Annotated in this window: 5 protein-coding genes; all 5 read left to right on the top strand. The window is 64.9% G+C overall.

Annotation, left to right across the window (positions count from 1 at the left end):
• Window positions 1–4 precede the first annotated feature (4 nt).
• Genes HB634_RS03060 through HB634_RS03040 form a run of 5 tightly spaced genes read left to right on the top strand, consistent with a single transcriptional unit; the run spans window position 5 to window position 21,869 of the window.
• Complete coding sequence (locus HB634_RS03060; protein ID WP_213947493.1) at window positions 5–4,447, top strand: type I polyketide synthase; 4,443 nt, start codon at window positions 5–7, stop codon at window positions 4,445–4,447.
• Window positions 4,448–4,451: 4 nt separating this feature from the next.
• Entirely contained in the window at window positions 4,452–7,814 is a 3,363-nt protein-coding gene (locus HB634_RS03055) for a non-ribosomal peptide synthetase (protein WP_213947492.1), read from the top strand.
• Between the two features lie 41 nt (window positions 7,815–7,855).
• On the top strand, window positions 7,856–14,395 hold the full coding sequence (locus HB634_RS03050) for a non-ribosomal peptide synthetase (RefSeq protein ID WP_213947491.1): 6,540 nt from the start codon (window positions 7,856–7,858) through the stop codon (window positions 14,393–14,395).
• A 17-nt stretch (window positions 14,396–14,412) separates the two neighbouring features.
• Entirely contained in the window at window positions 14,413–18,474 is a 4,062-nt protein-coding gene (locus tag HB634_RS03045; protein WP_213947490.1) for a non-ribosomal peptide synthetase, read from the top strand.
• Complete coding sequence (locus HB634_RS03040) at window positions 18,474–21,869, top strand: non-ribosomal peptide synthetase (protein WP_213947489.1); 3,396 nt, start codon at window positions 18,474–18,476, stop codon at window positions 21,867–21,869. Before HB634_RS03045 ends, HB634_RS03040 begins: the two co-directional genes overlap by 1 nt.
• The last annotated feature ends 7 nt before the right edge of the window (window positions 21,870–21,876 follow it).

Raw genomic sequence — 21,876 nt, 5'->3', positions numbered from 1 at the left:
ACAGATGGACAGGATCGATCCGACAATCGAAGAGGAAGCGAACGCGGGACGTATCGCGATCATCGGCATGGCGTGCCGTCTGCCGGGTATCGGCAACGTGGATGCGCTCTGGCAGGCATTGATCGAAGGTCACGATACCGCTCGCCCGATCGACGAGGCCACCTTGCGCGATCGTCACGTCGCGGAGACGGACCTGCGTGATCCGGATTATGTTCGCTCGACGCGATCGCTCGAGGGCATCGAAGACTTCGATGCGGCGTTCTTCGGGATCACCCCGCGCGCGGCTAGCTTCATGGATCCCCAGCAGCGCGTGTTCCTTGAATGCTGTCACGAAACGCTCGAGTCGGCCGGGTATCCGGGTGGCGATGAGCCCCGTGCGATCGGCGTTTTTGCCGGGTCGGCTACCAGTACCTACATGCTTCATCACATTCTTCCCGGACGTCGAGGGCAGGCGCTCAACGAGACGTTGCTTGAGCACGCGCATGGGAACGACAAGGACTATCTCACCACGCTGGTGTCGTACCGGTTGAACCTCGTTGGTCCGAGTATTAGCGTCAACACGGCATGCTCCTCTGCGCTGGTCGCGGTGGTCGAGGCCTGCAAGGCCCTCCTTGGTCATGACTGCGATATGGCCCTTGCTGGTGGCGTGCGTCTCGACTTGCCCGCGGGCGTCGGCTATCGCCACCGCAAAGGCGGCATCCTCTCGCCGGACGGACAGTGCCGGCCGTTCGACGTCGCCGCCAACGGAACGGCTTTCGCCGATGGTGCAGGCGTCGTGCTGCTCAAGCGCTATGCCGATGCGCTGGCCGACGGCGATCACGTGTACGCCACGATCGATGGCTATGCCAGTAACAACGACGGTTCGGCGAAAGCGGGGTATACGGCACCTGGTCCGCGCGGGCAGGAGCAGGTGCTTCGCGAGGCGCTAGCCTTCGCAGGCGTCGCACCTGAGGCGATCGGTTTTATCGAAGCGCATGGTACGGGTACCCCCGTGGGCGATCCGATCGAGTTCGGCGCGCTGGCTAAGGTCTACCCGCCGTCCGCCACGGGACGCCCTTACTGTGCCGTTGGATCCGCCAAGGCGAACTTCGGTCACCTGAATACGGCGGCAGGCATCGTCGGCCTGATGAAGGCGACTCTCGCCGTTTACCATGGTGTCCTTCCCAGGCAGATTCATCTGACGCGAGAGCATCCTGCGCTAGGGATAGAAGGCAGTGCCTTTCACATTCCACGGGACACCGTCTCGTGGCCGGCGGATGGTCGTGAACGTCGCGCCGGAGTGAGTTCGTTCGGTATCGGTGGCAGCAATGCGCACGTGATTCTCGGCCAGCCGCGCGCACGCGCCGCGTCGCCCGCGTCAGGTCCGGTATTGCTCGTGTTGTCGGCAGGCAGTGAGGCCGCGCTTGACCATCAGGCGAGGCAACTCGCGGCGCACATGCGGGCTCACCCGGAGCAATCGATGGCCGATGTCGCCTTTACCTTGCAGCAGGGACGTCGCGCCCATGCGTTCCGTGCGGCCATGGTGGCAGTGGATCGTGCCGAAGCCGTCGGGCAACTCGAACAAGGCATAGGCGGTGCGAATCGGACTGCCGTGGCACCGAAAGTGATTTGGCTTTTCCCGGGGCAGGGCAGTCAGGTGGCGGGTATGGCCCGGACCTTGTATGCGAGCGAGCCATCGTTCCGCGACGAAGTGGACCGTTGTCTTCTCGCGCTGGCCGGCCAGCCTACGGAAAACGACGTCCGCGCGGCCTTGTTCGACGAGGCGGCGCCGCGGGCGAATGAGACGGAAGTGGCACAGCCGGCGTTGTTCATCATGACCTACGCGCTCTCGCAGGTTTGCCGGGAGCGCGGTTGGACACCCGACGCGATGCTTGGGCATAGTCTGGGCGAGTATGTAGCCGCTTGCATCGCTGGTGTCATGTCGATCACGGACGCCGTGCGACTGGCCGCCTTACGCGGCCGCCTCATGCAGGCGCAGGCACCCGGTAGCATGCTTGCCGTTGCCGCTCCCGCCAGCGCCATGCAGGATCATCTGCATGGCGACGTGGTACTGGCTGCGATCAACGGATCGGAAAGCGTCGTGCTCGCCGGGCCAACCGACGTCCTGGAGGCGCTTGCCGCTCGTCTCGAACAGGATGGCGTCGCCACGCGTTCGCTGATGACGTCGCACGCGTTCCACAGCCCGTCCATGCGCGATGCGGCGGCCGGGCTACGCACGGCGTTGGCGACCATCTCCCTCTCACCACCGCGCCAGCGCTACATCTCCAACCTTACCGGCAACTGGATCGAGGACGCGCAGGCTACCGACCCCGACTACTGGGTCCGGCATATGCTCGGTACCGTTCGCTTTGCCGAGGGTCTTGCGACTGCGAACGCGGGCCAGTCGGTCGTCTTCCTGGAAGTAGGTCCCGGCCGGGCGCTTTCACAGCTCGTTCGCCGGCAACTCCGGTCAGGCGACCGCGTCGTTACCTTGCTCGACCCGGCCCATGCCGGTGACGAACGGCGCATGCTCGCGGCCACGGGCCAGCTGTGGTGTGCGGGTCTCCACGTGCGCTGGCCGTCTTCGAAGGGCCTCGGACGCGTGCCCTTGCCGACGTACCCGTTCGAGCGCGAGCGCCATTGGCTGGATCCCACCGGGGAACCGCCGGCGCCGAAGGACAGAAGTGCGATTCGCAACCCGATCCAGGCATGGTTCTACGCGCCGTCGTGGAAACTCGTGCGGCGGCCGCAGCCACCAGCTAAGCCGAACGAGCGCGTGCTGGTCTTCGGCGCCGGGCAGGGGGGCGTCGCCGAGGCGTGGCGCGCGGCTGGTCACGACGTGCGGCACATCGCGCCGACGATGATCGATGTCGACGCGCCCGCCGATTTCATCGCACTATTCGACCGGTTGCACGCGGATGCCTGGTTGCCACGTCGCGTCGTCTTCGCGTGGCAGGCCGAAGGCATGGCGCCTGCCACCGCCCTGGTGGGACTGCTTCATCTCGCCCAAGCGCTCTCGCCCCAGGTACTCGACGCGGCACCGGCCCTGGATGTGCTCAGCGCCGATGCCTTTCGCGTCGACGGTAGCGAGAAGCTCGCGCCCGAGGCGGCTATGCTCGCCGGCGCCGCGCGGGTGGTCGCGGACGAGTTGCACTTCATCGAGGTCGGCGTGATCGATATCGACACATCGACGACGTTGCCGTGGGCCACATTGACGCAGGTTCCGACCGATCAGGCTCGCGTCATGGCGTTACGTCGTGGTGGGCTATGGGCCGAGCTATGCGAGCCTGTCTCGCTTTCCAGCGAGGAGGACACCCAGATATGCGACGGTGGTAACTATCTGGTCACCGGCGGTCTCGGTGGCATCGGCAAGGCCGTGACCCGATGGCTGGCAAGGACTCCGGGGGTACGCATCGCGTTGTTCGGTCGCCGCGGGTTGCCGGAGCGAACCGCCTGGCCGGCTCTGATCGCCGCGTCCGATACGCCTGCGACGCTGCGCGAGGACATCGCGTTCATGCAGGAGATCGAGGCCATGGGCGCGCAGATCGAGGCTTTTGCGGTCGACATGGGCGACCGCGCCTCCGTCGTGGCGGGCATGGCGAGCACGCAGCGACGCTTCGGCAGGGTCGACGGCGTTTTCCATCTCGCCGGTTTGCCGGGCCGTGGCTTGCTGGGTGAAAAAGATGCCGCCATGATCCGGCGGACACTCGCGCCAAAGATCGACGGCGTCCATCATCTTCGTGATGCCATGGCGTCGGCGCCGCCGGCCTTTGTGCTGCTCTTCTCTTCGTTGTCCGCCGTGGTCGGCGGGATAAAGCAATTCGATTACGCCGCGGCCAACGCCCATCTGGATGCCTTCGCACAGGACGCCGTGACGGATACGGCGACGCGTTGGCTGTCTATCGGATGGGATGCCTGGCGCACGGGGATGGCCGAAGACGCCGATGTGCCCGAGCACCTTCGCGCGCTGAAAGCCCTCGCGTTGGAACAGGCCATGAGTGTCGACCAAGGCCTCGACGCCCTCGAACGCATACTGCGCAGCCGCGGATTGGCTCATATTGTTGTATCCACGCGGGACATCGCATCGCGCCAGATCGCCTCACGTCGCGACATCGGCCGTGACGAGCCATCCGCGAGCGCGTTGGGGAACCGCCGGCGGCCGGCGCAAGGCGTCGCCTATGCGGCGCCCCGTACAAGCACGGAATCGGCCCTGGCGACGCTTTGGGCGGATGCGCTTGGCTACGGCGACATCGGGCGTCACGACAACTTCTTCGAACTCGGTGGCGACTCGTTGCTGGCGACGCGGGTGGTCGCATCGATCAATGCCCGCCTGGAGGTCGATCTCGGCGTGCGTGACTTCCTGGAATCACGGCACATCGAAGACCTGGCGGGTCTGGTCGATGCCGTGTCCCGTACCGCCGTGGCATCGCCCATCGACCCCCACACCGAACACGAGCAGGTTTGGTAAGCGTATGAATAACACGCGTGAGTTCATCATGGAGTTGCACGAGCGAGGCATACGTCTTGTCGTGGATGGCGGTCAACTGAAATCGCGATCCGCGCCGGGCGCGATCGATGCCGCCCTGGGTGCTTCGATCCGTACGCGCAAGGACGAGCTGATCGCCTTCCTCACGCAGAGACAAACCGGTGAAGGGGAGGATGCGACGATTCCACGGGCTCCATCTGGCACATCGAGGCCGCTCTCGTTCGCGCAGCAGCGACTCTGGTTCATCGACCAATTGGAGGGCAGCGCGCAGTACGTCATACCCCTGGCGCTCGATGTGCGCGGTGCCCTCGATATCGAGGCCGCCCGTCTTGCCATGTCCGCCATCCTGAGCAAGCACGAGGCGCTGCGCACGGTGATCCGCGACGATGGCGCAGAGCCTGAGCAGGTACTTCTGGCGGAAGCCAGCGTGCAGATGGACCAGCACGACCTGCGCTCGCTCGCGCCAGACGAACGCGAGCGGGAAGTGGTGCGGCTGGTTCGCTGGAACCGCGAACGGCCCTTCGACCTGCGTCGCGATCCCATGCTCCGGGTGTGCCTGGTCCGGCTCGAGGATGGCGTGTGGACCGTGCTCGCGGCGATGCACCACATCGCCTCCGACGGCTGGTCGATCAATCTTTTTCTGCGGGAGTTCTCGGACGCCTATGCCATGGCGCATGCCGGCGCTCCTGTCGTTCTCCCGCCGTTGTCGATCCAGTACGCCGACTATGCGGCCTGGCAAAGGCGCCGTATGGATGAGGGGAGGTCGGCTGCCCATCTCGCTTACTGGCGCGACGCGCTGGCGGATCTGCCTCAGGTACACGGCATTCCGCTTGATCATCCGCGTCCTCCACGCAAAGGCAGCGTCGCGAGCCGCCTGACCTGGCGTTTCGATCGCACTACCACGGACGCCTTGCGCGACCTCGGACGAGCCGGCGACGCCACCTTATTCATGGTGTTGCATGCTGCCCTGGTGGTCGTCCTCGCACGCTGGAGCCGCAGCGACGATATCGTGGTGGGGACGCCGGTGTCAGGACGCACGCACGAGGATCTCGCTCCGTTAATCGGTTACTTCGCGAACACCCTGGCACTTCGCGCGCGACTGAGTCCGGGCATGACGTTCCGCGAGCTGCTCGCGTCGTGCCGTGAGCGCTGTCTGGAGGCTTACGAACACCAGGAGGTCCCGTTCGAGCGTGTCGCCGAAGTCGTGCGCGCCGAGCGCAGCCCCAGTTTCACGCCCGTGTTCCAGATCCTTTTCTCCATGCCGAACGTGGATCACCGCCAGCTCAAATGTGCTGGATTGGAGATCGATGTCCGTCCCTCGGCGACAGTCACTTCCATGTTCGACTTGGACATTGCCATTGTCGAGGATGCCGACGGCCTGGCTCTGCGTTGGGACGCGGACAGCGACATGTTCGACGCATCGAGCGTGGCGCGCATGCTGACGGCCTATCGACGGGTGCTTGAGGCGGTGCTTGCGGAAGTCGATACGCCGGTGGAGGCGATCGACCTCCTCGACAAGGCCGACCTCAGGTTGATGTCGGAGCTCAATGACACCGGCAAGGCATACCCCAACGAGATGGGCGTGCATCGGCTGATCGAACGCCAGGTGGCGTTGACGCCTCTGCACACCGCCGTGATCAGTGCGGGCGAGCGCTGGACCTACGCCGAGTTCAACGGCATGGCGAATGCGCTGGCGGGGTCGCTGATCGCCGATGGCGTCGGCCCCGGCGAACTGGTTCCCGTGGTGATGTCCCCTGGCGTCGAAGTGCCGCTTGCCTTCCTTGCCATCATGAAGGCCGGCGCTGCCTTTGCCCCCATCGATATCGCATGGCCCGACGAGCGTCGCCGTCTTGCTATCGCGGCGCTGGGCGCAAAGCGGGTTCTCATCAGCGATACCCGCACCGATACAGGCGGCGTACCGCCATGTCTGGTCATGGCGGATCGTCGTCGAAGCGCGGCGAATCCGGATATGCCGCACGATTCCGAAGCGACGATCTACGCGGTTCACACGTCGGGTTCGACGGGTACGCCGAAAGCGGCGCTGAACCTGCACCGCGGTATCGTGAACCGTCTGGTCTTCATGAGCCGCCATTTCAATGCTGCTGCCGACGAAGTCGTCCTGCAGACCACGCACCACTGTTTCGATTCCGCGGTCTGGCAGTTCTTCTGGCCGTTGATCAAGGGCGGCACCACCGTCGTGCCACGTTTCGACGGGCCCTTCGACATCGCCGACGTGGCCCGGCTGGTAGTTGGACACGAGGTCACCTTCACCGACTTCACCCCGGCCTTGCTCGGCCTGTACCTCGAGCATCTCGCGGCGGACGGTGGGGAAGCCTCGGACATCCGGCTCAGGGACATCGTGGTGGGTGGGGAAGAGACCACGCCGACGCTGGCCCGGCGCTGCGCGGATGTGCTCCCGCAGGTGCGCCTGCACAATTTCTACGGACCGTCGGAGGCATCGATCGGCGCTATCTGCCACACGCTCTCGGCCGACTTTCGCGGTGCCGTTCCGATCGGTCGCCCTATCGACAACGTTGTGGTCTGCCTGGTCGATGCCGATCTTCGACCGGTACCTTTCGGCGCTCCCGGCGAACTCCTGCTTGGTGGCGAGGGTGTCGGCACAGGATACGTCGGGCTGCCCGAGGTCACGGCGCGCGCGTTCGTGACGGTCGATCCACCGCGATTCGGACGCCGCCGTTTCTATCGCACGGGTGACCTGGCGCGCTATCGCGGCGATGGCGAGATCGAGTTCCTGGGCCGCATCGACGCCCAGGTAAAGATCCGCGGCTTCCGCATAGAACCGGGTGAAGTGCAATCGGCGCTGGAAGCGTTGGCGTCCGTACGCCAGGCCCACGTGCGGGTGAAGGGTGAGGGCTCGAATCGTCGGCTGGTTGCGTACGTGGTGCCGGACGACGCGTCGTGTGCGGACGATGCGGGGTTTGCCGGGGCCCTTCGCGATGCGCTGACCGGTCGCTTGCCCGATTACATGATTCCCTCGGCGCACGTGGTCCTGGCCAGGTTGCCGATGACGCCGGGCGGCAAGATTGATGCCCGCGCCCTGCCAGAACCGGCACTGGCGGTGGCCCGGCTTCATCGGGAGCCCTTCACGGGCGAGGAGCGCGTGCTCGCGTCGATCTGGAGCGATCTGTTCGCGATCGAGACAGTCGGCGCCGATGACGACTTCTTCGAGCGGGGCGGTCACTCCCTGCTTGCGATGCGCGTCGCCGCCCGATTGCGTCAGGAATGGAGTATCGACGTGCCGTTGCGTGTGGTCTTCGAGCGCTCACGATTGAGCGAACTGGCTCGGTGGTGCGCCGAAGCCCGGCACCCGGCGAAGGCCGAGGCCTGAGCGCGCGGCAGGGAGTAACCAATGACGGAACTCGGAACGACATGACGGACGCAAACATCCTCGACGATGACATCGAAAGCCTGCTGGTCGAACTGCGGCGCGCCGGCATTCGCCTCTACCTTGACGGCGACGCACTGCGGGTGCGTGGCGCCAGGGAGTCGCTGACGCCCGAGCTGACCCGGCGCATCCAGGATTTCAAGCCGCAACTGAGGGTTCGCCTGCAGGCGGCATCCGCCGCTCCCGCCGCTCCCGAACGCATTCCTCGCCGGCCGGAAGGTGTACCGGTAGGGCTGTCGTTCCTGCAACAAAACCTCTGGCTTATCGACCAGCTAGAGGGGAGCGTCCACTACAATATGGCCGCTGCGCTGGACCTTCGTGGCGAGCTCGACCGCAGTGCATTGGAACGCGCGCTGCGCGCGATCGTCGAACGGCACGAGAGCCTGCGTACCGTCTTTCGCGAGGGCGGTGAGGGCCGCCCGGTGCAGATCGTCAACGACCGCGCTGTCCTTTCCGTTACCTGGAAAGACCTGCTGCCGATGCCGGTGGCCGACCGCGAGGCCGCCATGGAGCGACTCGCCGCCATCGAAGCGAAGACGCCCTTCGATCTCGCACATGACTTGATGCTAAGGGCGACGCTGATCCGGCTGAATGCCGATCGGCACGTCCTGCTGATCACCAAGCATCACATCGCTTCGGATGGCTGGTCGATGGACGTCCTGCTCGATGAGATGTGCAAGCTCTACGAGGCCTATCGCGATGGTCTTGCAAACCCCTTGCCTGCGCTGCCGGTGCAGTACGCCGACTACTCGCTCTGGCTTACGGGTTGGCTGCAAGGCGCCGTGCTGGATGACAAGCTCGACTACTGGACACGCCGGCTGCAAGGCCTGCCGGAAGTGCATGCGTTGCCGCTCGACAGGCCGCGACCGCCGCGACGCACCATCCATGGCGGCCGCCACACGCGGCGCTTCGGCGCACATCACGATGCCGCCCTGAAGGCGCTTTGCACACGCTGTGATGTCACCTTGTTCACACTGCTCGAAGCGGTGTTCGCCCTGCTCGTATCGCGCTGGAGTGGAGAGAGCGATATCGCGATCGCCACGCCGATATCGGCACGCACCCGTCCCGAGCTTGCCTCGATGATCGGCTATTTCACCAATACGCTCGTCCTGCGTAGCGATTGTGACGGCGAGCGGACCTTCCTGGATCTCCTGCAGGCATCGCGCACGATGATGCTCGAAGCCCACGACCATCATCACGTGCCGTTCGAAATGCTTGTCGACCGTATCAACCCAGCCCGTAGTCTCGCTTACAATGCGTTGGTCCAGTTGTCATTTACCCTGCAGAACAACCGTGCCGCCACGGTGGGCGCGATCGAGCTTCCCAGGCTGCGCATCGCCCCGCTGCGAAACGACGAGCACGCCTCGGTCAAGTTCGACCTCGAGCTGACGGTGCGGGAGAACGCGGACGGCCTGCTCGCGCGCTGGAACTACAACACCGATATATTCGACCGGGCAACGATCGAGAACATGGACCGTGCTTTCGAGACGCTGCTCGATGGCGTCATCGAGGATCCTTCGCGTCGATTGGCCGATTATCCGATTCGCACCACCGACGACGCGCAACGAATCGCCGGCTGGAATGCGACGGATTTTCCTGTCGATACCGAGGCGACCCTGGTCTCGCTGGTGCTCCGCGCAGTGCAGGCATCGCCTTCGCAGATCGCTTTGGTCGAAGGGAATCGCGAGTGCAGCTACAGCGAACTGAACCGCCTCAGCGACCGCCTTGCCCGCGTCCTGGCGAGCCGGTACAGCATCGGCGCCGGCGATGTCGTCGGCGTCGGCATGGGGCGCTGCATCGAGATGGTCGTGAGCCTGCTCGCCGTCATGAAGACGGGCGCAGCGTACGTGCCGCTGGACCCCTCTCTACCGGCGGAGCGGCTGCTATGGATGGTAGGCGACTGTCGCGCGACGGCCCTGGTCAGTCGTGCCGAGGACGCGGTGGTATTTACCGATCTGACCGGGGTGCCCGTGCTTCTCGCCGACGCGCTCGACGAAGAGGGTGTCGATGCAGCCTTGCCGGCTGCGCTCGCGTCAGCAGGCGAACTGGCCTATGTGATCTATACCTCGGGTTCGACCGGCCGCCCGAAGGGCACGCTCAACCTGCATCGTGGCGTCTGCAACCGGATTCAGGGCATGCAGGCGCAATTCAATCTCGGTGGCTCGGATCGCGTCCTGCAGAAGACGCCATTGAGCTTCGACGTCTCGGTGTCGGAGATCTTCTGGCCGCTTTCCGCGGGCGCCACGCTGGTACTGGCGGCGCACGAGGGACATCGGGATCCCGATTACCTGGCGCGGCTGCTGGCCGATCGGCGCATCACCGTCGCGCATTTCGTCCCGTCGATGTTGCATGCCTTCCTTCGCGCGCATCCGGCCGTATCGCTACCGGATCTTCGCTACCTTCTCACCAGCGGCGAAGCGCTCTCATACGAGTTGCAGGCGCAGTGTGTGCAGTTGTTTCCGCACGTGCGCAAGTACAACCATTACGGTCCCACCGAAACCGCGATCGAAGTGACCTGGTGGTGCTTCGACACGCTTCGGGCCGATCGCGTCGTTCCCGTCGGCCGGCCGACGGCCAATGTACGCACGTACATCCTGGACGCATCCGACCGCGAACAACCCGTAGGCGTGGCCGGCGAGCTGTGCATCGCCGGTGTGCAGGTCGGTAAGGGCTATCTCAACCAGCCGGACCTGACCGCTGAACGCTTTGTCGAGAGAACGATCGCTGGTAAGCGCGAGCGGATATACCGGACAGGTGATCGTGCCCGCTGGCTGGCGGATGGGCAGATCCAGTATCTCGGGCGCCTGGACAGACAGATCAAGCTGCGTGGTTTCCGCATCGAAACCGGCGAGATCGAAAGCGTGCTGGTCGAACACGCACGGGTTGCCCAGGCCGCCGTGATCCTGTGGGAAGGCGAAAGCACCGATCGCGCGCGTCTGGTCGCCTACGTGGTGCCGGGCGGGGAAGGGCGCGTCGACGCGATCGGTCTTCGTGCGCTGCTGGCCGCGCAGCTGCCGGAGTACATGATCCCATCGCAATTCATCTGGCTCGATGCCTTGCCTTCCACTGGGAGCGGAAAGCTAGACCGCAGGGCGCTTCCATCGCCTTCGCAGCCGGTATCCACGGCAACGGACGAACCTGCGGCAACGGGTACCGAGGCGACGTTGCTGGCTCTTTACGGCGAACTGCTCGGGCATGCACCACGTGGCGTCTTCGGCCATTTCTTCGAACTCGGTGGTCACTCCCTGCTGGCGACGCAGTTGGCATCCGCGATTCGCACCCGCTTTTCCGTGGAGATGCCGTTGCGGGTGATCTTCGAGCACCCGGCGATTCGCGACCTCGCGCGCTGGCTCGACGAGCAGGCGCCAGGTGGGGCTGTCGCATCCATTCCGCGGCGCGCGGACGAGCCCGTGCTGTCGTTCGCACAGCAGCGGTTATGGATGCTCGCGCGGCTGGGCAATGCGGCCAGCGCGTACAACATTCCGCGCGCCTTGCTGCTGCGCGGCAATCTGGACAGCGATGCGCTGTCCATGGCTTTCGCGGCTATCGTCGAGCGTCACGAAGGCTTGCGACTGTGCTTTCCCACCGTGGATGGCGAGCCGCGAGTGCGTATTCTCCCACCCTTCGCGGCCCTGGAGCGGATCGACCTGCGGGCCCTGCCGGCGGTGGAGCGCGACATCGAGGTGAAGCGTTTGCGGCATGACCATGCCAACTGGCGCTTCGATCTGGCCGAAGGGCCGCTTTTCCGGGCGGCCCTGCTTCAAACGGTCTCGGACGAACATGTGTTGCTGATCAATCTTCAACACATCGTGGGCGATGGCTGGTCGATCGCGGTCTTCATGCGTGAGCTGGCTGCGCTGTATGCCGCCTTCGGTGAGGGGCGTCCGTCGCCATTGCGACCGCTGCCGATCCAGTACACCGACTACGCGGCCTGGCAACGGCAATGGCTCGATGGCGCCCGGATGGAGGCGCAGCTCGACTTCTGGCGAAACAGGCTGGCCGATGCCCCTCTGTTGCTGGGCTTGCCCACCGACCGACCACGCCCCGCCGTGTTCAGCTATCGCGGATCACATCGTCGCGCGGTGCTCTCCGCCGGGCTCGATGCCCCGCTGCGCCGGCTGGCGCAGCGTCATGGCTGCACGATGTACATGACCATGCTCGCGGCCTTCCAGCTGCTACTTGCCCGGCATAGTGGCGAGGAAGATATCTGCGTCGGTACGCCGATAGCCAATCGGGAGCACCCGCAGACGGCCGATCTTATCGGCTTCTTCGTCAACACTTTGGTGATGAGGGGGCGGGTGGATCTTACGGAGGATTTTGGCAGCTTCCTTGCCGATACCCGCCGTATCGCACTCGACGCGTTCCAACACCAGGACCTTCCCTTCGATCGTGTCGTCGAGGCGGTTCGTCCGGCCCGCGCGCTCGCTCATGGGCCCTTGTTCCAGGTCATGTTCCGCTATGAGAACGCGGGACTGGCACCCCACGGATTGCCGGGTATCGATCTGCAGCAGCTGGTCGCCAACGGCAGCACGGCGCAATGTGACCTCACGCTCAACATCATCGAGGAGGGCGACGGGCTACATTGTGAGTGGGAGTACGCCAGCGACCTGTTCGATGAGCGAACCATCGCACTCATGCAGGAGCGGTTGGAATGCCTGCTGCGAGCCATCGTCGACGACGATGAACGCGGCGTCATGCGTCCGATGGGCCAGTTGCCCCTGCTTGGCGATGATGAACGTCGTCAAGTAATCGGGCTGGCCAACGGTCTGCGCATGCCGGCAAGTTCGAGCACGACCATCCACGGGCGTTTCACCGAACAGGCGAAAGCCACACCACGCCGAGTCGCCGTCGCGCACGAGGGCGTCGAGCTGACGTACGCCGAGCTGGATCGCCGTAGCGACGCCTGGGCATCACGCCTGCATGCATCAGGCGTCCGCGCTGGATCGCGTGTCGCGCTGGTCGCTCCGCGTGGCGTCGATGCGTTGGTCGGTGTGCTGGCAACGCTCAAGGCCGGCGCTGTGCACGTGCCCTTGGATCCACGCCACCCGCCAGCTCGTCTGGCCATGCTTTACGACGACTTCGCTCCTACGCTCGTTCTTACCGTGACTGCACTCGCGAGCGAGCTGGCGTTCGGCAGCCCGACCATCCTTTGCCTGGACGAACCGTGCCCGGACGAAGCCGTGTTGGTGGATACCATCGATACGCACTCCCTCGCTTATGTCATCTACACGTCGGGTTCGACGGGCACGCCGAAAGGCGTGCTCGTCGAACACGCGCAGGTGTTGCATTTGTGGCGGGCGCTGCAGTACACCGTGATGCAAGGGATCGAAGACGGTTCGCGGGTCGCACTGAACGCGGAACTGACCTTCGATGCGGCCTGGCAAGGCATCGTCCAACTGCTCTCAGGCCACACGCTGGTCATCGTGCCGGCGGCCGTACGAAACGATCCGGCTGCCCTTCGTGCTTTTCTGGACGAGCAGCGCATCGACGTATTCGATTGCACGCCGGCGCAGCTCGAGCCTCTTCTCGCCGTGCGTGGCGACCTCGGCGTGAAACGCGTGTTGGTCGGTGGCGAGGCGATTTCCGTGTCGCTGTGGCAGCGGCTTGCCGCGTTGCCTGGCAGCGCGGTGCATAACGTCTACGGTCCCACCGAGTGCACCGTAGATAGCACCTTCGCGACCGTGGTTGGCACGGTTCCTACTATCGGGCGCCCCTTGCCGAATGTTCGCGCCTATATTCTCGATACGTTTCGCCAGCCGGTACCGGTTGGCGTGGCAGCGCAGTTGTACGTAGGTGGCGACGGCGTCGCCCGCGGGTATCTCGATCGATCATCGCTGACCGCGGAGCGCTTCCTCGCCGATCCGTTCGCGGTCGACGGGGGAAGGATGTATGCCACCGGCGATCTGGCTCGTTGGCGAGCCGACGGGGCGCTCGAGTACATCGGGCGGGCCGATCATCAGGTCAAGCTTCGTGGTCATCGCATCGAGCCGGGCGAGATCGAAGCGCGCCTTTCGGAATGCGCCGGTGTGCACGAGGCATTGGTGATGCTCCGCGAGGATGTTGCCGGTGACAGGCGCCTCGCCGCCTACCTCATTCCCGTGGACGGCCAGACACCCGAACCCGGCGATCTGCGCAAGGCCTTGCTCGCGGTGTTGCCCGAACCGATGGTTCCGGCAAGCTTCACTGTCCTGGTCGCATGGCCGTTGACCGCCCATGGCAAGGTCGACCGCCGCGCCTTGCCCGTGCCTGGCGTGTCGGCAGTGGCGGCTGCGCAATTCGCGGCACCGGATAGCGACACCGAACGTCGCGTCGCTGCGATCTGGCACGACCTGCTGCAGGTTGCGCCCATCGGTCGCGATGACAATTTCTTCGACCTTGGCGGCCATTCGCTGGCCGCCGTGCGGCTGCACGAGGCGGTCCGCGCCTCTCTCGCGAGCGACATATCGCTTACCGATGTCTTCCAGGCGGCCACCCTCGCCGAGCTTGCGGCGACGATCGACCGTCGGAGCGCTGGCCTATCATGAATTTCAAGGATGTTCCGATGAATACCCCCGCACAGACGCTGCTTTCCAGTCCGGCGGTGTTGTCATGGTCGCAGGAACGGCTATGGCTCACCGATCACCTTGGCCTGGCTGCCGAGGAGGCCTGCCGGCTCCTGCGCATTCGCGTGGACGGCTCGTTGGATGAAGATGCGCTGCGCACGGCGCTCAAGGTCCTCGTGCGACGCCATGAACTTCTCGATACGCGCTTCGATGCCGGGGAGGGCGGTACACGGCAGATCCCTGTCGAGGGCCGTGACGTAGCACTTCACCACGTCGATCTGTCGTCGGTAGTCGAGCATGAGCGCACCGCGTCGCTCGATACGTGGACGGAATCCGAGATCGCACGTCCGTTCGATCTGCAGGCTGGTCCGCTGATCCGATGCACGCTGGTTCATCTGGACACGGTCACGCACGTGCTCGTGTTGGCTGTGCATGCCATAGCTGCCGACGCGAACTCACTGCCCATCATGGAGGCGGATCTCGGCGCCGCGTACGCGGCCTCTCTCGCGATGGCTGACGTCCCGATGCCATCCCCTGGACTCCGCTACGCGGATTTCGCCGTATGGCAGCGCGGGTGGCTGCACGAACGCCGCCTGGACGACGACGCCAGCTGGTGGAAGACACGGTTGGAAGGTGCGCCAGCCCTGCTCGAACTGCCGCTTGACCGCTCCCGCCCCTTAGAGCACCGGGGCGCCAGGGGCTCCGTCCGTTCGACCATACCAGCCGCCACGGCCGCTGGGCTTCGCGCTTTGGCGACGCGCCACGATACGCCGGTGGAGGCTGTGCTCTTCGCCGCCTGGTCCTCGTTGATGTCGCGTTTGTCGCGGCAGGAAGACGTGGTGACAGGGGTGACCGTATCCTTCCGCGATAGTGACCCCCTGGGGAGGACGGTCGGACCCTTCGGCAACACGCTCGCCGTTCGGGTGACGTCCCTGGATCACGAAACCACGGCGGCTTATGTGCGTCGTGTAGGTGTCGAGTGGGTGTCGGCGATGGAGAAGCGACAGGCGCCGCTGGAACGTGTCGTCGAACAGGCACGCCCGCGCCTCGCCAGCGGGCATCATCCGCTGTTCCAGACGACGTTCTGCTTCGATCGCCATCTGGATGCCGCCCAGGCTCGTCCTGAGGGCTGGCATGCCGGCGAGTACGACCGCGCGCCGCCACGCATGGACCTGGCCTTGTGCGTGATCGAACAGGCGGACGGCTTCGTTCTCGACCTGCGATTCACCGAGGCGCTGTTCGATCGCATCAGTGCGGAACGCATGCTCACGCAGTGGTTCACGCTACTGGACGGTATGCTGGCCGACGACGAACGGCCGATCGCCCGCCAGCCTTTGATGACGGCCGACGAGCGACGGAAGCTGCTCGGTCTCGATGGCGCGGCGCTGGCAGAAGAACCTGCAGAGCCCATCCATCGTTTGTTCGAAGCCCACGCCGCTGCACATCCCCATGCGATAGCGCTGACCTTCGAGGGTAGCTCGATGAGCTACGGGGAGCTCGATACGCGTGCCAACCGACTTGCGCACCGCCTGATCGTCGAAGGCGCGGGTCCCGATGAACTCGTCGCCATCTGCGTGGATCGTGGGCTGTCGACTATCGTCGCCATCCTCGGCGTGCTCAAGTCGGGCGCGGCTTATATTCCCCTCGATTCGGGCTATCCGGACGATCGCCTGGCTTACATGCTCGAAGACAGCGCACCCCTGGCGATCGTGACCGAATCGGCCTTCGCTGCTCGCGTCCACGTGGAGGGCAAGACTCCGATTCTGCTCGATGACGCCGCCGCTCTCGCCGGTTATCCGTCGACCACGCCGATCGTCGCTGGTCTGGATGCCAGCGATCTTGCCTATGTGATCTACACCTCCGGCTCGACGGGTCGACCGAAGGGCGTGCTCATCGAGCATCGTCACGTGCACCGGCTGATGTCCACCACCCAGCCCGACTTCGCCTTCGATGCCAGCGACGTCTGGACGTTGTTCCATTCGTACGCCTTCGATTTCTCGGTCTGGGAGATCTGGGGCGCGTTGGCCTACGGTGGCCGCCTCGTCATCGTTTCGGCGGATTGCGCGCGCTCGCCTCGCGAGTTCTACGCACTTGCCTGCCGCGAGGGGGTCACCGTACTGAACCAGACGCCAGGTGCCTTCCGTCGCTTCATCACTGCACAGCAAGAAGAAGGCGGTGAACACAGCCTGCGTTATGTCGTGTTCGGCGGAGAAGCGCTGGAACTGCATTCGTTGAAGCCGTGGATCGAGTGCAACGACCCACAATCAACGCGGCTGGTGAACATGTACGGCATCACCGAGACCACCGTCCACGCCACGTATCGGCCGCTATCACGCGAGACCATCGGCAGCGGACGAGGCAGTCTGATCGGTCGTCCCTTGAACGACCTGCGCATCTACGTGCTCGACGGCCAGCGGGAGCCGGTGCCGCCGGGTGTCACCGGGGAAATGTACGTGGCTGGCCCCGGCGTCGCGCGTGGCTACCTGCATCGCGACGACCTGACGGCGGAACGTTTCATCGCCAATCCGTTCGATCCATCGCGACCGCGCATGTACAAGAGCGGCGATCTGGCCCGCTGGCAGGCGAATGGCGAGCTGGAGTACCTGGGCCGTAACGATTTTCAGGTGAAGATCCGTGGCTTTCGCATCGAGCTCAACGAAATCGAAGCGCGTCTCGTCGCTTGCGACGGCGTGCGGGCGGCAACGGTGATCGCCCGGGAAGACCGGCCCGGCGACAAGCGCCTTGTTGCCTATCTGATCGCCGAGGACGGCGCGCAACTGGCGACGTCGGAATTACGTCACAAGCTGCTGGAGGAACTCGCCGACTACATGCTGCCCAGCGCCTTCGTCATCCTGCCTGCCTACCCGCTGACCGCGAACGGCAAGCTCGATCGCGATCGTTTGCCGCCGCCCGGACGTGCGTCCGTCGTCACGCGCGACTACGAGGCGCCGGCCGATGAGGTCGAGAGCGTGATCGCGGAAAACTGGCAGGCTTTGCTGGAACTGGAAACGGTCGGGCGAAACGACGATTTCTTCGAGTTGGGCGGCAATTCGGTACTTGCGTTGCCCATGGTTTATGGACTGGGCAAACGCTTCGGTGTAGAGATTCCGCTGCGCCTGCTGTTCTCCAACCCCACGGTGGCGGCATTGGCAGCTGTCGTCCGGGGTGAGGAGGGCGCTTCGGCCTTTCCCAACGTCTCCACCGTACGAGACGACGGAACGCGCCGCCCCCTGTTCATCGTCCATGCGGGCCTGGGCGAAATCGGTTACGCCTTCACCCTGGCCGACTGGATCGACCGTGATATTCCCATGCATGGATTCGCCGCACGTGGCCTGATCGCAGGCGAAACGCCACTGACTTCGGTCGCCGAGATGGCGGCGTTGTACATCGATGGCATGCGCCACCTGCAACCGGAGGGTCCTTATCGGGTAGCCGGCTGGTCGGCGGGTGGTTCCATTTCGCACGAGATAGCCGTGCAGCTTGAAGCCGCGGGCGACGATGTCGAATTCCTCGGTTTGATCGATACTCCCCGTGAGTACGAATTTCCGTTCGAGGTGGCTGCCGACGGTTCGAACCGCGAGGACGCACTGGCCTTCGACCCGGTCGGATCGATCATGCGCATGCTGCCCAAGACCTTGCCCGAGCCGATCGTCGCAGGCATGCGTGAACTGGCGGGCAGGGGCGACTACGAGACCATGCTGGATCGCATGCGCGAGGCCGGCTTCATCCCCCAGGGTGTCGACAACGAGCTGGCCGTTCGGCACCTGGCCTATCGTCACAGCATGGATGTTGCCCTTTACGACTTCCGCCCAGGAACGCTGCGGGCCAAGGTTACTTTGTTCTCGGCCAACGGCGAGAGCCGGTGGGATGAGAGCCTGGGCTGGAGTGCGGTGCTACAGCGGGAGCAGTTGCGCGTGGTATCGATTCATGGCAACCACTGCTCGCTGATGAATGAGCCGCAGATCACCCGCCTGGGCGACGCGATCGTCGCCGCGCTCGACGAAGCCGAAGCCACGACCGCCGCCGCTCAGCACAGGGCCCGTCTCGGTGAGCCTGCCTGATGACATCCGGTGACATCGAAGGACTGATGCGTGAACTGCAACGGCACGACATCGTGATCGCGCTGGATGGCGATCGGCTCGACGTGGAGTACCCGATCGACGAGGTGCCCGAGGCGTTGATCGAACGCCTCCGTCGTGACGAACAGGCGCTGGTCGACGCCCTGCGTCGCAGTGCGCGGGCGCCGTTGTCGTTTGCCCAGCAACGCCTATGGATCATCGATCGGCTCGAAGGCGGCAGCGCCCACTACCACCTTCCGGTCGCCATCCGCCTGCGCGGCGAGATCGATGTCGACGCCATTCGCGCCGCTTTCGACGCCATCCTGACCCGGCACGACGTGCTGCGTACACGGTTTGCCGGCGATGGCGCCGACGTGCACGCGGTCGTGCGGGCACCGATGCCGGCAGTTTTTCCCTGCCGACGTCCTCCGGAGGGTTCGGTGACCTCCCGCGACGCCTGGATCGCCGCGGAGATCGCGGCCGAGGCCACCCAGCCTTTCGACCTGGCACGCGACGACATGCTACGCGGCGCCCTGCTGCACTGTGCGCACGACGAAGCCGTCCTCCTGGTCACCCTGCATCATATCGCGGCGGACGCCTGGTCGGTGGGTGTACTGGTCCGCGAGTTCCAGGCACATTACGTGGCGTATCGCGCGGGGCGACCTGCCTTCCTGCCACCGCTGCGCCTGCAGTACGCCGATCACGCGCGTCGACAGCGGCAACGCCTTGCACACGTCCCCGAATCCATCTTTGGTTATTGGCAACAACGGCTCGACCGTCTTCCTCCCGTGCATGCGCTGCCGACGGACCGACCGCGACCGGCCCGCCAGTCCTTCGACGGCGCGGCGCTTAACGATACGATCGGCGAGCACCTGCTCGATCGCCTGCGTGTCTTCGCGCGCGAACGCCGCACCACGCTCTTCGTCATCCTGCAGTCGGCTTTCACCGCGCTGTTGTATCGGCTGTCCGGGCAGCAGGACATCACACTCGGCGTACCGGTGGCCGGGCGCGATGAGGTGGACCTCGAACCGATGATCGGTTTCTTTGTCAATACGGTGGTTCTGCGGGCGGCGATCGATCCGGCGACGAGCTTCGACGCCTTCGTCCGTTCCGTGCACGACGACACCATGGCTGCCATGGAGCATGCCGCGCTGCCCTTCGAGTGGCTGGTGGAGCGGCTCAATCCCGAGCGCTCGCGCGCTTTTTCCCCCTTGTTCCAGGTGATGTTCTCATTGCATCCGGCCGAGGTCGCCCGGGCAAGCCTGCCAGGGCTGCAGCTAGACGTGCTCGATTCCGCCTTCAACGGAGTGAAGTGCGACCTCGAGCTGGAGATTGCGGAATCGGCGACCGGTCTGAGCCTGCGTTGGGCCTACGCGACCGCACTGTTCGATACGCCGCGTATCGAACGCATGGCCGCGCAATTCCGTCAAATCCTTGATGTGGTGCTGGCCGATCCGGAAACCCTCCTTGCGGACCTGCCCATCGTTGCGCCCGGAGATGCGGCCCGCCTGGCGGCATGGAACGACACGCATGTCGCCTTTCCGCAGCACGACACGCTTATCGGACTATTCGAGGCCAGCGTCGCTGCCACGCCCGATGCAATCGCCGTCATTCATGATGCGGGACAACTAAGCTACGTCGAGTTGGATGAGTGGGCCGAGCGTATCGCGGCCTTCCTGCGGACGACGCATGGCATCGTGCCGGGCGAACGGGTAGGGCATGGCATGGCGCGTTCCCCGGCCATGCTCGCCTGTCTGCTCGGGATCATGAAGGCGGGCGCGGCCTACGTCGCGCTGGATCATGCGCTGCCCGATGACCGCCTGCGCTACATGCTTCAGGACAGTGGTGCGTCGGTGGTGCTGGCCGACACCGCTACTGCGTTGCGGCTGGCCGGTCACCGGGCCGCCATCGTCGATGTGGGTGCCACCGTCTGGGATGCATGGCCCTCCGATCGCGGGGGGCACGTCGTGGCCCCGGACGACCTGGCCTATGTCATCTACACCTCGGGCTCGACCGGCGTGCCGAAGGGTACGCTCAATGCACACCGCGGCGTATGCAACCGACTGCACGCCATGCAGCGGCAGTTCGATCTTGTCGCTTCCGATCGGGTCATGCACAAAACCCCGCTGGGCTTCGATGTCTCGGTCTGGGAGATGTTCTGGCCCTGGATGGTCGGCGCCACGGTGGTCCTTGCCGCGCCCGAGGGGCACAAGGACCCGCGTTACATCGAGAATGCAGCCTCGCGCCATGGCGTTACCGTGCTGCACTTCGTGCCATCGATGCTCCAGATGTTCCTGCGCGCGGCCGAGCCGCGCCGACTCGTCGCATTGCGCTTTCTCATGGCAAGCGGCGAAGCGATCAGCCGTGAATTGCAGGCCGAAAGCATCGCGGCGTTCCCTGGTATAAGGCTGATCAATCATTATGGACCGACCGAGACGGCGATCGAAGTGAGCTGGTGGCCGTTCGATGTGCTGCGTCCCGATGGCATCGTACCGATCGGCCGTCCCATCGCGAACACGCGCTTATACGTCCTCGACGAGCGCGGCCGTGAACAACCGATCGGCGTTCCCGGCGAGCTGCACATCGGCGGAGTGCAGGTCGGACAGGGATATCTCAACAAGCCAGAGCTTACGGCGGAGCGCTTCGTCACGCGTGCGCTGCACGGTTCGGTCGAGCGACTCTACCGCACAGGCGACCTTGCGCGGTGGCTTGAAGACGGTCAGATCCAGTATCTCGGGAGGCTCGACCATCAAGTGAAGTTGCGCGGTGTTCGCGTCGAACTGGGTGAGCTGGAGGCCCGCCTGCGCGAGCATCCGCTGGTCGCCGATGCCGTGGCGACGGTCACCGGCGAACTGGCGGACCAGGTCCTCGCCTGTTACGTGGTGCCCGCGGCCGGTGCGGCGGCAGACACCGCGGCCTTCATGGTGCAGCTGCGTCGCAGCCTCGTCGACACCTTGCCCGCGTATATGCAGCAATGCCGCTTCGCGATGCTGGATCGGTTGCCACTCTCGGCTAACGGCAAGGTCGATCGGCAGGCCCTGCCGCCCGTTCACGACATCGAGACGATCGCGCGTGACCATGTCGCGGCATCCGGCGTGACGGAACGCGCGCTGACGGCTGTCTGGTCGCAGGTGCTCGATACTCCGGTGGCACGCATCGGTACCACGGACAACTTCTTCGACATCGGTGGCAATTCGTTGCGCACCATCGCCTTGCAGGTCGCCGTGCGTTCGGCGTTAGGGATGGATATCGCCATCGCCGATTTCTTCCAGTACCCGACAATCGCCGGACAGGCGCAGCTGATCGATCGGGGCAGCGTGCCGCGAGAGGATCGTTCGGCGGCGACCTCGGCGGCCAAACAGCGGATCTTCCAGGCGCGGTCGCGACGGGCGTCGTGATCGCGGC

It is taken from the genome of Luteibacter sp. dw_328 (assembly GCF_018449605.1).
Classification (GTDB): Bacteria; Pseudomonadota; Gammaproteobacteria; order Xanthomonadales; family Rhodanobacteraceae; genus Luteibacter.
Note: the sequence above shows the minus strand (reverse complement) of the source record. Positions and strands in the feature narration are given on the sequence as shown.